The 14,339-nt window shown below is 46.7% G+C and carries 11 protein-coding genes; 8 read left to right on the top strand and 3 right to left on the bottom strand.

The window, feature by feature from the left end:
* Positions 1 to 570 precede the first annotated feature (570 nt).
* From AB5150_RS03775 to hydE, 6 genes are all read left to right on the top strand, one after another.
* Complete coding sequence (locus AB5150_RS03775) at positions 571 to 2,559, top strand: hypothetical protein (RefSeq protein WP_368291215.1); 1,989 nt, start codon at positions 571 to 573, stop codon at positions 2,557 to 2,559.
* 4 nt (positions 2,560 to 2,563) lie between these two features.
* A complete protein-coding gene (locus tag AB5150_RS03770; protein ID WP_368291213.1) occupies positions 2,564 to 3,517 on the top strand; it encodes a DUF4430 domain-containing protein in 954 nt (317 codons plus the stop codon).
* A gap of 59 nt (positions 3,518 to 3,576) precedes the next feature.
* Entirely contained in the window at positions 3,577 to 4,458 is an 882-nt protein-coding gene (locus AB5150_RS03765; protein WP_368291212.1) for an energy-coupling factor transporter transmembrane component T, read from the top strand.
* A 13-nt stretch (positions 4,459 to 4,471) separates the two neighbouring features.
* On the top strand, positions 4,472 to 7,309 hold the full coding sequence (locus AB5150_RS03760; protein WP_368291211.1) for an ATP-binding cassette domain-containing protein: 2,838 nt from the start codon (positions 4,472 to 4,474) through the stop codon (positions 7,307 to 7,309).
* Positions 7,310 to 7,340: 31 nt separating this feature from the next.
* Positions 7,341 to 8,015 carry a YkgJ family cysteine cluster protein gene (locus AB5150_RS03755; RefSeq protein WP_015534575.1) on the top strand — a complete coding sequence of 225 codons (675 nt, stop codon included), beginning with the start codon at positions 7,341 to 7,343 and terminating at the stop codon, positions 8,013 to 8,015.
* A 103-nt stretch (positions 8,016 to 8,118) separates the two neighbouring features.
* Positions 8,119 to 9,207, top strand: coding sequence for a [FeFe] hydrogenase H-cluster radical SAM maturase HydE (hydE, locus tag AB5150_RS03750; protein WP_055147430.1), 1,089 nt, complete (start codon positions 8,119 to 8,121; stop codon positions 9,205 to 9,207).
* 38 nt (positions 9,208 to 9,245) lie between these two features.
* On the opposite strand, the gene AB5150_RS03745 is transcribed toward hydE, so the two are convergent.
* The 3 genes from AB5150_RS03745 to AB5150_RS03735 all read right to left on the bottom strand — a co-directional run bounded on the left by AB5150_RS03745 (position 9,246) and on the right by AB5150_RS03735 (position 12,117).
* Positions 9,246 to 9,917: a YoaK family protein gene (locus AB5150_RS03745; protein ID WP_015534577.1), complete on the bottom strand. Its 672-nt coding sequence runs from the start codon at positions 9,915 to 9,917 to the stop codon at positions 9,246 to 9,248.
* 84 nt (positions 9,918 to 10,001) lie between these two features.
* Positions 10,002 to 11,369 (bottom strand): threonine/serine exporter ThrE family protein, encoded by a 1,368-nt coding sequence (locus AB5150_RS03740; protein ID WP_055147433.1) that lies wholly within the window; start codon positions 11,367 to 11,369, stop codon positions 10,002 to 10,004.
* Positions 11,356 to 12,117 carry a DUF4866 domain-containing protein gene (locus AB5150_RS03735; RefSeq protein ID WP_055147436.1) on the bottom strand — a complete coding sequence of 254 codons (762 nt, stop codon included), beginning with the start codon at positions 12,115 to 12,117 and terminating at the stop codon, positions 11,356 to 11,358. The genes AB5150_RS03740 and AB5150_RS03735 overlap by 14 nt, the downstream gene beginning before the upstream one ends.
* Before the next feature lie 203 nt (positions 12,118 to 12,320).
* Between AB5150_RS03735 and AB5150_RS03730 the strand changes: the two genes are divergently transcribed.
* Positions 12,321 to 13,211: a LysR family transcriptional regulator gene (locus tag AB5150_RS03730; protein WP_015534579.1), complete on the top strand. Its 891-nt coding sequence runs from the start codon at positions 12,321 to 12,323 to the stop codon at positions 13,209 to 13,211.
* A gap of 4 nt (positions 13,212 to 13,215) precedes the next feature.
* Positions 13,216 to 14,268: a LysR family transcriptional regulator gene (locus AB5150_RS03725; RefSeq protein ID WP_161171355.1), complete on the top strand. Its 1,053-nt coding sequence runs from the start codon at positions 13,216 to 13,218 to the stop codon at positions 14,266 to 14,268.
* Positions 14,269 to 14,339: the final 71 nt, after the last annotated feature.

Here is a 14,339-nt window from a genome sequence, read left to right as displayed (position 1 = left end):
ACCAGCAAGCACCATCGAAGCACAGACGTCTGCGCTACCGATTGCCGGATATATATATTACCAAGCGGGTCTTACGTTGTGGCCGGCTTTGAGAATTGTATTTTGAAAAAATTTAAAATTGTGTTCTTTTTGGTGGATTTTGGCTTGTTTGGGAGAAAATTGTATCTAAATGAGTTTTAAAATGGTTAAAAGATACAATTTCTGGGAATTGGTGTTATTTTAGGTGCTTTTTTTCAAAAAAGATAAAATTTTGTGCTATTTGACTTGATTGCTTCAGGTTGACATAGAACATGGGCGTTGATAAGATTGGGGTAATTGTGACAATATAATATGTTGGGTGTATAGTCCCGGAGAATTCCGGCGAATGAGACATACCACACACATTGCGGACTGTGCGTATAAGGAAGCTTATGGTGCCTGGAGGATGTTGTAAACGAGGTGTGCTCAGTAAGAAGAGAAGTGCGGTGAGAATCCGTCGCAACAGCCATTACTGTATGCAGAGCATAGACTCTGGCAAGTCAGATCGCTTGCTATATATCCACTCGGAATAATGTGAAAGGAGACACGATTATGAAGAGAAGAATTTTTGCTGTGTGTATGGCGATGTGCACGATGGCAATGGTTATGTTCACGGAAACAACAGGAAATGCTGTGAACGTGTATGCGGCGGCTGATGTAACGGATTCTACGATATATGCAGAGTCGGATGGTGTAACAGATTCTACGATATACACAGTGCCAGACGATATGACGAATCCAGCAGTATCTACAGCGACGAATGACGAGACGGATCCGGTGACAGGAACTGCGACAGAGGAAACTGCAGATGTGGCTATGGTTGATTACACTCAGGCCCTTGGCAATACTCTTGTATATCTGAGGAAGACTGCGGATGATCCACAGTATGAGGCTGAGTGGAATGTGATGACTCTTGCCAGATGCGGTTATGAGGATGAGGCATGGTATGGAGAATACTATGACAATATTGTGAAATATGTTCAGTCATGTGTTGAGGAGACAGGTTCTCTGAAGCTCGATAAAAAGCAGTATAAGGGTACGGATAATTCCAGGGTAATACTGGCCTTAACTGCGATTGGCGCTGATGCCACAGATGTTGGTGGATACAATCTGCTTGAGCCATTGGCCGATATGAATTATGTAACAACACAGGGAATCAATGGCCCGGTGTTTGCGTTGATTGCATTTGACACGGCAGGTTATGATATTCCGAAGCTTCCGGATGGAAGTGACGGTGTTCAGACGACAAGAGAAGGACTTGTTGAATATATCCTTGGACGGGAGCTTTCTAGTGGTGGTTGGGCATTTTCTGGTAGTAATGCTGACCCGGATATGACAGGTATGACAATTCAGGCACTTGCGCCGTATTACAAGTCTAACACAGAGGTTAAGACGGCGGTTGACAGGGCGCTTGATGTAATGTCGGGGCTGCAGAAGGCTGATGGTGGATTTGCTTCATGGGGAACTGTGAATTCTGAGAGCTGTGCGCAGGTGATATGTGGATTGCTTGATATAGGCAGGGATGCCGGAACAGATGAGGCATTTGTCAAAAATGGACATTCTGTGATGGATGCTTTGATGGAATTCTATGTTGCAAGTGCCGGTGGATTTGCGCATGCGGCAAATCAGAATGGAGAACTGGTTGTAAATGGAATGGCTTCGCAGCAGGCAGGATATGCTCTGGCTGCCTATGACAGATTCAAAAAAGGAAAGAACACACTGTATGATATGTCTGATGCAGAGTCATTATATATCCGATCCGTGGCGACAGCGGATGTGAAACTCAGCACCAGCACGTATGTGTACGACGGCAAGGCCAAGAAGCCGGGCGTGACGGTGAAGCTTGGTGACAGAGTGCTTAAGGATGGCGTGGATTACACCATTTCATATCAGAACAATGTCAATATTGGCAATTCGGCAAAGGTAGTGGTGACCGGCAAGGGAATATTCAAGGGCTCAGCCAGCAAGACATTTGTCATAAAGATGGCTGCGCCGGCTAAGACGAGTGTGTCGGCGGGTAATGGAGCAGCAGGCATAACAGTAAAGTGGAAGAAAGCGGCACGGGCTGACAGATATGTGGTGCTCAGAAAGGTTGGAAATGCAAAGAATTGGACGACTGTGGCCACCACAAAATCTCTGAGCTACACTGACCGGAAGGTCGCAAATGGCAAGAAATATATCTATGCAGTTAAGCCTGTTGGAAGTGGCGGGGAGGCTGCGTATACGACCCAGACAATATACAGGGTCAATCAGGAAAAGATAACAAAGATAAAGTCAACGGTGAAGAAAAAGTGCACTGTGACTTATAAAAAAAATGCGAGTGCTTCGGGTTACAGGGTGATGTATTCCACGGATAAGACATTTAAAAAGAATGTCAAGGTGTACAGGGCATCGGTAAACAAGAAGACAAATGTGACGTTGAGCGGACTCAAGGCGGGAAAGCGGTATTATGTCAGAGTTCAGGGATTCAAGAAGGTTGGAAAGACTTATTATTACGGAGCATGGAGCAAGACTGTAAACGTTGTGATCCGAAAGAAGTAGGCATATGGATAAGATCAAAGAATTTGTAAAAAAATATAAGAAACACATAGGTGGAGCTGTGATTGTTCTGCTGATCCTGATGTGGGCTTTCTGGTACGGGGGAAATGCGCCGGGAGCCAGAGGTTTCAAGCTGGAAAAGACCGAAGAGGGAGTCACAACTGAAGCTGTAGGCGGTGCGGAACTGACGGAGACAACGAAGAGTGCGACAGAGGAAAATACTGATGCAGGGAATGACAGGAAAAAGAAATCAGACAGTTCTGTAACCGATACCTCCTCAGGAACTCATTCGGATTCTGATACATCGGAAACAGAATATCAGACTTCCGCTGAGAGCACATCGGAGAATGTGATGGAGCGAAATACTGAGACAACCACGGAGAAGAAGACGGAGGCTACTACAAAGAAGAATACCACCACGGAGTCTCAAAAAACAACGGAGAATAAGCCGGGGACCACGGCGACTACGGAAAAGCGGAAACCGGATAAGACAACTGCTGATTCTTCTGCCACGACAAAGGCAACCACAGAGAATACAACTGAGGCGCCGAAGAAAACCTACAGCTGCACTATATCAATAGGATGTTCCACAATATTTGACAATCTGGAACTGCTAAGACCGGAGAAAAAGGACTATGTACCTGATGATGGTGTCATTCTGGGAACTGTGACTGCCACATTTGAGGAGGGGGACACAGTATTCGAAGTGCTTAAGTCGGTGTGCAGGGATTATGGTATACAGCTTGAATATTCATGGACGCCTATGTATGGAAGTTATTATATAGAAGGAATTCACAATCTGTATGAATTTGACTGTGGTGATGGCTCAGGCTGGATGTACTCGGTAAATGGCTGGTTCCCGAATTATGGCTGTTCAAGCTATGAACTCAAGCAGGGAGATGTGATAAAATGGCTCTATACATGTGACCTGGGAGCAGATGTTGGATCTGAGATGCATTGACAGATTCGCTGAGACATGGGTACTGAACATAGTGATTGATAGGAGATAAAAATATAATTGTGAAAAGGCAGGATTCATTTTCCACATATCACCCTATAGTCAATCTGGTATACTTTATATTCACTATAGGATATGCCCTGGCATTTACCCATCCGGTTTGCCTGGGCATGTCTTTTATAGGGGCATTTGTGTATTCGGTATTGCTTAGGGGATATGATGGCTTCAGGACTAATATAAAATATATGATCCCACTTATATTGCTGACGGCGCTCATCAACCCGGCGTTCAGCCATCAGGGAGTGACGATACTCACATATTTTCCGTCTGGAAATCCGTTGACATTGGAGTCTATAATGTATGGAATCATGGCTGCGTTTATGCTGGTGACAGTGATATGCTGGTTTTCGTGCTTTAACTGCGTTATATCATCGGACAAGATGGTGTATCTGTTCGGCAAGGCGGCGCCAGTGTTGTCACTGATACTTTCCATGACACTGAGGTTTATTCCGGACATATCAGGACAGTTTGGAAAGGTGTACAGAGCTCAGAGGGCATCTGGATACAAACCAAAAGGTTCGCATTTTGTGAGAATTAGAACGGGCTGCCATGTGTTTTCTGCCGTTGTAACCTGGGCTCTTGAACGGGCGCTTGTCACTGCAGACAGTATGAGATCAAGGGGATATGGACTTTCCGGAAGATCTGCATATTCACTGTATAGATTTAGAAAAAGTGATACTAAAGCGCTTGCATTTATACTTGTGTGTGGATTGTATGTGCTGGCCGGCAGTGTGTGCGGAGGATTTGCGTTCTGGTATTATCCGTCTATAAGAGGAAGTATAAGTGGTACACTTACTGTAAGTATGTATGTAGTGTATGTATGTCTTATATGTGTTCCAATATATATGCAGGCAAAAGAAAATTTTAAGATTCGCAAAATGTGACAAAGGAGAAGCGGTGAATATATTAGATATAAAAGAACTGACATTTGCATATCCCGATAGCAATGATGATTCGGGCGAGAGATATTTGCCTGATGCATTGAAAAATGTGACACTATCAGTGGGGCAGGGGGAATTCGTGGTCATATTGGGAAGTTCCGGATGTGGAAAGACCACACTTCTTAGGCAGTTGAAGACAAGTATCGCTCCTCACGGAAGATCGTCCGGGAAGATAGAGTTCAAAGGAAGAAGCCTGGAGGAGATGGATGACCGGACATCAGCAAGGCAGATCGGATTTGTACAGCAGGATGTCGATGCACAGCTTGTCACTGATAAAGTGTGGCATGAGCTGGCATTTGGATTGGAGAGTCTGGGATACGATAATGGATATATCAGACGACGCGTTGCGGAGATGTGTTCATTCTTCGGGTTATCCGGGATATTCCACAGGCGTGTCGCAGAGCTGTCTGGCGGACAGAAGCAGATGGTGAATCTTGCGTCGGTCATGGCTCTGTCTCCGGAGGTGCTGATACTGGATGAACCAACCAGCCAGCTCGATCCGATAGCTGCGAATGAATTCATAGCATGTCTTGTGAGAATCAACAGGGAGCTTGGCACGACCATCATCATGACTGAGCATAGGCTGGAGGAGGTGCTTCCGGTGTGCAGCAGAGCGGTGGTCATGGATGAAGGCACAGTGCTGTGTCAGGGAACTGTCAAGGAGGTAGCTGCCACCCTGAAAAATGAAGGACAGAGGTTAAAGGAAAAAGGTATAAACAGAAATGGATTGTATCTCTCCATGCCGGCGGCTGTCCAGGTGTATCTGGGGCTTGATGGCTCGGATGAATCTCCGGTGACCGTAACGGAGGGGCGAAACTGGTTGTCACAGTTTGACAGTAAGTACAGGGAATCGGGGCATGAGGTTGCGCCTGGGTATGTGCTGGTGGATGAAGGGGATGCCAGGGAGGCAGATGGTCAGAAAACTGACCATGGTGCTGTAGAAACTACAAGAAAAATTGCGAATCGTCAGGACAAGTCCTGGGCAGTCAGGATAGATGAGGTTCACTTCAGATACGACAAGGGTTCGCAGGAAGTACTTCGCGGTCTGGATCTTGACATATACGATAATGAGATACTTATGATAAATGGAAGCAACGGATGCGGCAAGTCGACGTTGCTCTCCCTGATAGCGGGGGTAAATAAGCCGTACCGTGGAAGAATAAAGATAAAACAGGGTAAAAGTGTGGGCATGCTCCCACAGAACCCGGAGCTTCTTTTCACAAGACGTTCTGTACGGGAAGAACTGGTGGACGCAAGTGACAGAAAAAAGCTGGTGGACATAGTGAGGTTCTGTAAGCTGGAGCATTTGATGGACAGACATCCTTACGATCTGTCAGGAGGAGAGAAGCAGAGGCTGGCACTTGCAAAGGTACTTCTGTATGATCCTGATATTCTGCTCATGGATGAGCCGACAAAGGGGCTTGATAATGGGTTCAAGGCAGAACTCAAGTGTATGCTCAGAGATCTGCAGCGGCGTGGCAAGACCATAGTGGTGGTGAGCCATGACGTGGAATTTTGCGCTGTGGCGGGAGACCGTATAGCGCTGCTGTTCGATGGGGAGCTTGCCACAGTGAATGGTGTACAGGAATATCTGGCCGGCAATAATTTCTTCACCACTGCGGCGGCAAGGATCTCCCAGGGAATACTTCATGGTGCTGTTACTGTGACCGACATATTGAGGGCATATGGCGTTTCTGACAGCGAAGCCGGAGGGGAAGGCAGCTCTGGTGGTGACTCACGTGAGTCCAGATGTGAAGATGCAGATGTGGATGATGATAACAGGATTCCTGACGCTGAAATAACCAGAGATATTGTGCTGACGAAGGAGCGGGAGACGGACCCCCTGAAATGGTGGCAGATACTCACGATATCTGTCACGTCGGTGATCATCATATTCTGCTTCTGGCAGACCATGGCCCAGTCCAATCTGGCAGATCTTGTGCAGAGAGGGATGACCATCACGTCAAAGGGATGGAAATATCTGGCTATGTATGGAGTGATGATATGTGCCATAGCGGGGCTGCTCCTTGCTATAAGACCTGTCACCAAAAAGAAGAACGAGGATATCGTCATGGAAGCTGCCGGTCACAGATCCGTCAGGAGAACGATATTAAGTATAGTGGCTATGCTCGTTGTGATTCCACTTACGATATGGTTTGGATGCGAGAGATTTGGAGACAAAAAATATTATTTTATATCTCTGCTGATTATAATAGAGGCAATGATCCCGTTCTTCGTATCATTTGAGGGAAGAAAGCCCAAGGTAAGGGATATAGTCATATTGGCGGTTATGTGTGCTCTGGCCGTCACGGGCAGGGCGGCATTCTTCATGCTCCCGAACTTCAGCCCGACCATGGCCATAGTGATCATATCCGGAGTGGCATTTGGCTGCGAAGGAGGATTTGTGGTCGGCGCAATGTCCATGTTCGTGTCTAATTTCCTGATGGGGCAGGGCCCGTGGACTCCGTGGCAGATGTTTGCCATGGGACTGGTGGGGTTCATGGCGGGACTCTTCTTCTCCAAAAGCGGAGTGCGGACAAAGAACACGACAAAGCTTGGACTGTGCATATTCGGTGCACTTATCTGTATCCTGATATACGGCGGAATAATGAATCCGGCGTCGGTGATAATCTGGCAGCCGGCTGTGAACAGGAGCATGATCATAGCGTCATATGTGACGGGATTCCCATTTGACGTGGTGCATGGAACTGCAACGGTGATATTCCTGTGGCTGCTGGCAAGACCATTTCTTGAGAAGCTTGACAGGGTGCGAATCAAGTATGGTGTTCTGTAGACAAATAATAAAATGATTGAGGATTACTGCTATGATAAGAAATGAGAAACTGGAAGATATCTCAGATGGAAGATTATACGATGCGAATGATATGGTGAAGGCGTACTGCGATGAGTGCAAGGGGTGCCATGCCTGCTGCACAGGGATGGGGAGTTCCATCATCCTTGATCCACTGGACGTGATGAGACTTTGTAAGGAGACCGGAAAGAACTTTACACAGCTGCTTGAAAAGGAGCTTGAGGTCAATGTGGTGGATGGTCTGGTGCTTCCAAATATAAGGATGACGGCGGATAAGTGCCCATTCTTAAACGATGAGGGCAGATGCAGCATCCATAGCGCGAGACCTGGCTTTTGCAGACTCTTTCCACTTGGCAGATATTACACCGATGACGGATTCAGATACATCCTGCAGATACATGAGTGTGAGCGCGCGGGCAGGACTAAGGTCAAGGTGTCGAAATGGATAGATACAGAGGACTTGCCGCGGTACACGAAATATATAAATGACTGGCACAAGTTCCAGAAGGACATGCAGAGAAACCTGATCGAGTATATGCGCGCTGGCGAGGATGAGACAGCGAGAAATCAGACCATGCTGGTGCTGCAGGTTATGTATGTGGGAATGTATGATGCGGAGAAGGATTTCTATGATCAGTTTGATGCCAGACTTGCGCACATTAGGAGTCTGCTGTGTATGACGGAGTAGAAAGGGATGGAATGGAGTATCTGGATGTAACTTTGTTTACCTTGTATCGGAAGTCACTTGATCATACAGAGTTATAAATGTAAAAACAGGGTATAGAGTTTATATGGGAAAAGTTAGAGATATCATAGATAAGACATTTGAATATGGACAGGGCAGAGGTGAACTGCCGGGAGTCAATGAGCTGGGTGAAGCTATAAGAATTTTGTCGGATTCAGAGAACCCTCAGAGCTCTCAGGATGATCTCTCTGACTTTGAGTATCTCAGAAGGAAGGCTTACGATCTGGCTCATCAGAGTTTTGGCAACAGGATATATATAAGAGGACTTATCGAGTTTACGAACATTTGCAAGAATGATTGCTACTACTGCGGTATCAGGAAGAGCAACAGCCATGTGGACAGATATCGTCTGACAATGGATCAGATTCTGGCTTGTGCCGATGAGGGATATGTGTTGGGATTTCGCACATTTGTGCTTCAGGGAGGCGAGGACGGAGGCTTTTCGGATGAGGCTATAGCTGACATAGTGAGGTGCATCAAGGAGAGATATCCGGACTGTGCTGTCACGCTGTCATTTGGCGAGCATCCATATGAGACTTACAGGCTGTGGCGGATGGCCGGGGCGGACAGATATCTTCTGAGACATGAGACCGCGGACAGGGTGCATTATGAAAGATTACACCCGGATTCGATGAGCTATGACAACAGAGTCAGATGTCTGTATAATCTTAAAAGTCTTGGGTATCAGGTGGGAAGCGGATTCATGGTGGGATCGCCGTATCAGACGCCGGTGAATCTGGCCGAGGATCTGCATTTCCTTGCGAAGCTGCAACCACAGATGATAGGAATCGGGCCGTATGTTCCTCACAAGGAGACGCCATTTGCGAAGATGAAGCAGGGAACGGTCAGGCAGACGTTGGTGATGATAAGCCTGCTGAGACTGATGTTCCCGAAGGCACTCATACCATCCACCACATCTCTCGGAACGATAGCGGCGGATGGCAGGGAGCGTGGGTTTATGCACGGTGCGAATGTGGTCATGCCGAATCTGTCTCCTGTGTCTGTCCGAAAGAAATACGAGCTCTACGACAACAAGATATGCACGGGGGAGGAATCAGCTCAGTGCCGCGGCTGCCTTGACAGGCGCGCAGAGGCGTTCGGATTCCAGATTGTTGTCGATAGAGGAGACTACTGATCTGCGTCTGCTCCTTGAGGACCCGCGTAAGCTCATTTTTACTCTCTCTCTTCCTTGATGAACATGAACAGAAAGCTTACGAACAGCAGACAGCAGGAGAACCAGATGGTCCTCATATCAAATATACGGATGAAGTGACCGCCCACAGCGGCACCGATTCCGAATAGCAGGATGATCGCCCAGTAGCATAGGGATTTGAACAGTGTGTTCCTGTCCTTTGTTCTGAAGTATGCACACAGGGCATCTGTGCCGCTTCGGATATTTCCAATGCACATGGTGCTGGCAAATGCGTAGCCGTTGACCTTCCTGAATGCCTGAACCTGCATGGCACATGAAAATGAAACCATGGCATTTGCGAGAAGATTGAGTTTTATGGGAAGAAATCCCACGATAAGAAGCAGAAAAATCTCACACAATACAACGATCTGTCTCCAGTGAAACTGCTGCATATTCTGAAATTTCTGTTTTATACACTCGGCAGCAGCAATTCCAAGCGCAAAAAATAATAGAGGAACGGCATAGTGTACACACATTCTCCAGTTTCGGTCTACAAGATTCTGACCGAGAAGAACTATGTTGCCTGTCTGTGCATTTGCAAATACCTTTCCTCTGAATATATAGGTATATGCATCCTGCAGGCCTCCTGATACTGACAGGAAGGCCGCGGTGATGAAAGATTCTGACATTTGTCTATGTGGATAAAACTTCATGGTTCATATACTCCTTGGTTGTAGATTTGACATTCAGGCGCTGATCCCATCTGGGGGACGGAGGTGCCTGTCCCCATTTGGGGATCAGGTGCAGTACCTGAAGGTTTTGTCCGTCAGGATCCTTGCAAATATCAGTCCAAGTGGCAGGGCTATGATGATCATGATGGCAGCTGCAAACCAGGACACGGCATCGGAAAGTGACATGATTCCAAAGTTGTATATTGCCCGGTAAAGATAAAGTCCTGGAACCATGATGACTATAGATGGGACTGTCAGTGAGATTCGCGGATAACCATTGGTGCTTTTGATGAATGAAGCGAGCAGTCCGGCTGTGAGGGCTCCGGCAAATGCGGCGGCAGCTGCAGGAATGCCGGCAAGATCTACCAGTTCAAGACGGAGAGTGTTGGCTATGGCACCGATGGCAGCGGCTGTGGCGGCCATGTGTATGGAGCTGTTGAACATGATGGAGAATCCGAACACACCACAGAAGCTGGCAATCAATCTGAATACCAGATGAAGTCCTGGTGTTATGTCGAGTGCTACAAAATCCTGTGGGTGAAGCTTCAGCAGAAGCGCCATGATCCATGCGAACATCGTTGCCACAAGCACAATGATGATCGAGTATGTAAGCCTCTCAAGTCCTGATCTCAGATCCAGCTTTGAAAGGTCTATGCCGCTGGTGATGAATGGAAAACCCGGTATGATGAACAGCATTGAGCAGATATATCCGGCTTCGTGGAAGGCGGGTATATGGAATGCCAGTTCAGCGGCCTTTAGCAGCAGTGCGTACACAAGACAAGCGGCTGACACGGATACCGCTATGTTCATATATAAAGTAAAATGGTGTTTGATAAGCTTTGTCCTTATGAGGTTTCCAATTCCAGCTGCGACAAATGCCAGCATCATTTCTACAGGCCCGCCGCCTAGAAGAAATGTGAAGGCACAGCAAGCGAGGGCAGAGGCAAGTCCGAGACGGAGAGGAGAGTACAAGGTATGTATTTTTTCTATCTCATCAAGTCTCTGATGGATTTCCTCACCGGTCAGATGCGCCTCTTCATTTGGAAAATTGTCAACAAACTGCTCCATTCTGTAGAGTTTTGAGGTGTTCACGCCTGTATTGGCGATGCACAGGGACTGTGATACACAGTCGTGACCGTCAAAACAGTTGAATTCTATGGACATGAGTCCGACATCGACGGTACATGTGACGCCCAGTTCCTTGGAAAGCCTGTTCATGGAAGTACGGACACGCCATGCACCTGTTCCGCATGAGAGCATGATAAGACCGACTCTGCCTATGACAGAAGCCTTTTCAATCAGACCTGCCTTGCATATGAGTACATTGCTGTCGGCACTGGCGTAGTCATGCCATGGGATCTCCATGTGATTTTTCTCCATAATGTCTATGTACGATTCTGCATTTGCGTTTTTTGCATTCTTACTTTTCCGCATATATGATCGCCTCGGCTTTCGCAACGTGTCTTTCCAGATTCTTCATGAGCAGTGAATCCGGCAGGAATATTCCAAGCTCGTCATATCGCATGCCTTGTTTGCCCAAAGTATCCTGACCGTAGAATACAAATGCCATGGGAAGATTCTTCTCCAGTTCAACCATGATATCCCACACAGCACAGTATGCCTCAGCTTCGGTCTCCTTGAGCTTTACCGTGTCCGGCAGCTCCCTGATGAGCAGGACTCCGGTGCACTCTTCAAGGATCTTCTGCCCGACTTCCATGTTGTCAGAAGTGTATTCATGGCTGTATCTGTACGCCTTTGCAAGATACATATTCTCGTTGTGTGTCATATGTGTGTATATATCGTGAAAGTGCTGATAATCCTTTTCTCTTACAGAGTTTCTGAATTCAGGCAGAAGTTCGCCGTGCTCACCGGTCATGATGACAGGATTGGTCTTGCCATCGGCGTTGAAGCGATATGGGATGAGGTAGGAATTTCTTAGCAGATCGAACATTGTATTGTTGCAGATGGACATGAGGAATGCCGACATATCTCTGTCCAGATAAGCTGAGAGCAGTGATTTTGTAAATTCTTCCGGTGAAAGATTGCAGTCGAAGTCATCATTGCAGAACAGGTAATTACAGAATGTGTCCATGAGCTTTTCACATGCCCAGGGATCCCTGAGGATCTTTTCAAATAATATTTCTGATTTTTCTTCCCTTGGGAAAATGGTCTTTCCTTCCATAGATATGCGCATCCTTTCATATGATAAATGCTGTCTTGTCATTTAAATCTGGTTAGATTATACTATTGGAGTAGCAATAAGTGAAAATCATAATTGATATGGCAGCGATAATAAAATGATATGTTGGGGATGCTGCATGGAAAATAATTTTAAGAAAGGGAGTATAGCAGACATGTAATATAGTCTGTGGCTAACAATAGATTATGAACGTTAATTTCGAGTATTATAAGATATTTTATTATGTTGCGAGATATCATAACTTTACCAAAGCCGCAAAGGTTCTTGGAAACAGTCAGCCAAATGTGACCAGGGCGATGAACTGCCTGGAGCAGCAGCTTGGAAGGATACTATTTGTCAGGACAAACAGGGGTGTACAGCTCACAAGAGACGGGGAACAGCTCTATTCATATGTGGAGGCTGCAATGTCACAGCTTCTGACGGCGGAGGATGAGCTGGCAGATGGTGAGAATCTCACTCACGGAAGTATAACGATAGGTGTCAGTGAGACGGCGTTAAATATATATCTGCTGGACAGACTGCGGGCATTTCACATGGCGTATCCGGGTATAAATCTCAAGATATACAACCATTCTACACCTCAGGCTGTGGATGAAGTGAAGAATGGAAGTATAGACTTTGCAGTAGTTACAACTCCGGCTGATGTGGAGGCTCCTCTCAAGAAGATCGTGCTGCAGTCATATCGTGAGATACTTATCGGCGGAACGACATTTTCTTCACTTAAAAAGCAAAAACTGTCCATTGCGGAGATGAGGAACTATCCTATGATCTGTCTAGGCAGGGAGACTATGACATTCAGATTCTACGACAGAATATTCAGGGAGCATGGCGTGGAGCTTGCGCCGGACACGGAGGCGGCCACCACGGATCAGATACTGCCACTTGTGAAGTGTGAGCTTGGACTTGCATTTATACCGGAACTGATGGCGAGGGAGGCAGTAAAGAACAAAGAGGTTGTAAAGCTTTCACTTGAGGAAAAGCTTCCGGACAGGAATGTATGTCTTGTGTATGACTGCCTGCACCCGCTGAATGAGGCAGCAAAGCAGTTCAAGAAAATAATAGTAGAAAGCAGGTGAGAATATGACACTTCAGCAGCTTAGATATGTGGTGATGGTTGCGGATACGGGCACGATCACCGAGGCAGCGAACCGGCTGTATATATCCCAGCCAAGCCTGACAAATGCCATCCATGAGCTGGAAAAAGAGATGGGGATAAATATATTCAACAGGTCAAATAAGGGAATAAGTCCGTCCATAGAGGGCGAGGTCTTCCTCGGCTATGCGAGACAGGTGCTTGAGCAGGCGAAGGTCCTTGAGGACAAATACAAGGGGGACGATGGCGGCAAGAAGAGCTTCTGCGTGTCCACCCAGCATTATTCATTTGCGGTAAATGCATTTGTTGACCTGATAAAGAGGTATGGACAGGACGAATATGATTTCAGCATAAGGGAGACACAGACCTATGAGATCATAGATGATGTCGCCAGGATGAGAAGCGAGATCGGAATATTGTTCATGAATGACTTCAATGAGAAGGTGCTGAACAAGATCCTCCGGGCAAATGACCTGGAATTTCATGAGCTGTTTGTGGCAAAGCCTCACGTGTTCATAAGCAGAAAGCATCCACTGGCGAAGAACGATATCATAACAAATGAAGAGCTGGAGGCGTATCCATATCTGTCATTTGAGCAGGGAGAGCACAACTCTTTTTACTTCTCGGAGGAAATATTCTCTACGACGGAGCGAAAGAAGAATATAAGAGTCAGGGATAGAGCGACACTGTTCAATCTGCTGATAGGTCTGAATGGATATACTGTGTGCAGCGGTGTCATAGATGAAAAGCTGAACGGCAAGGACATTATATCGGTGCCACTTGCGGATGAGAGCGATATGAGGATAGGGTATATCGTCCACAGGAAGGCGATCCTCAGCAGACTTGGAAACACCTATCTCGGTGCGTTGGCAAATTATCTCACGGCTGGCAGTGACGAGCCGGAAGATTCAGTAAAAATTCCTCAGAGAAAGCTCCAGCACAGGGGACGCTTCAACGAGATGAGGGATGACGGAGAGCCTGCCTGTGGAGATGTGACGGAGAAGGCTGCGGAACATATGAGAAGGGTTAAAGCCACATAGCTGACATAGAATACAAGATATAAATATAGCGCGGATATAGCGTAAAACTATATTCACGCTATATTTTTATG

Origin of the sequence: Coprococcus sp. RTP21281st1_F1_RTP21281_210402, from assembly GCF_040915325.1 — a bacterium.
Classification (GTDB): Bacteria; Bacillota; Clostridia; order Lachnospirales; family Lachnospiraceae; genus Coprococcus; species Coprococcus aceti.
The sequence above is the reverse complement of the archived record's forward strand: the minus strand, read 5'-3'. Positions and strand labels throughout refer to the sequence as shown.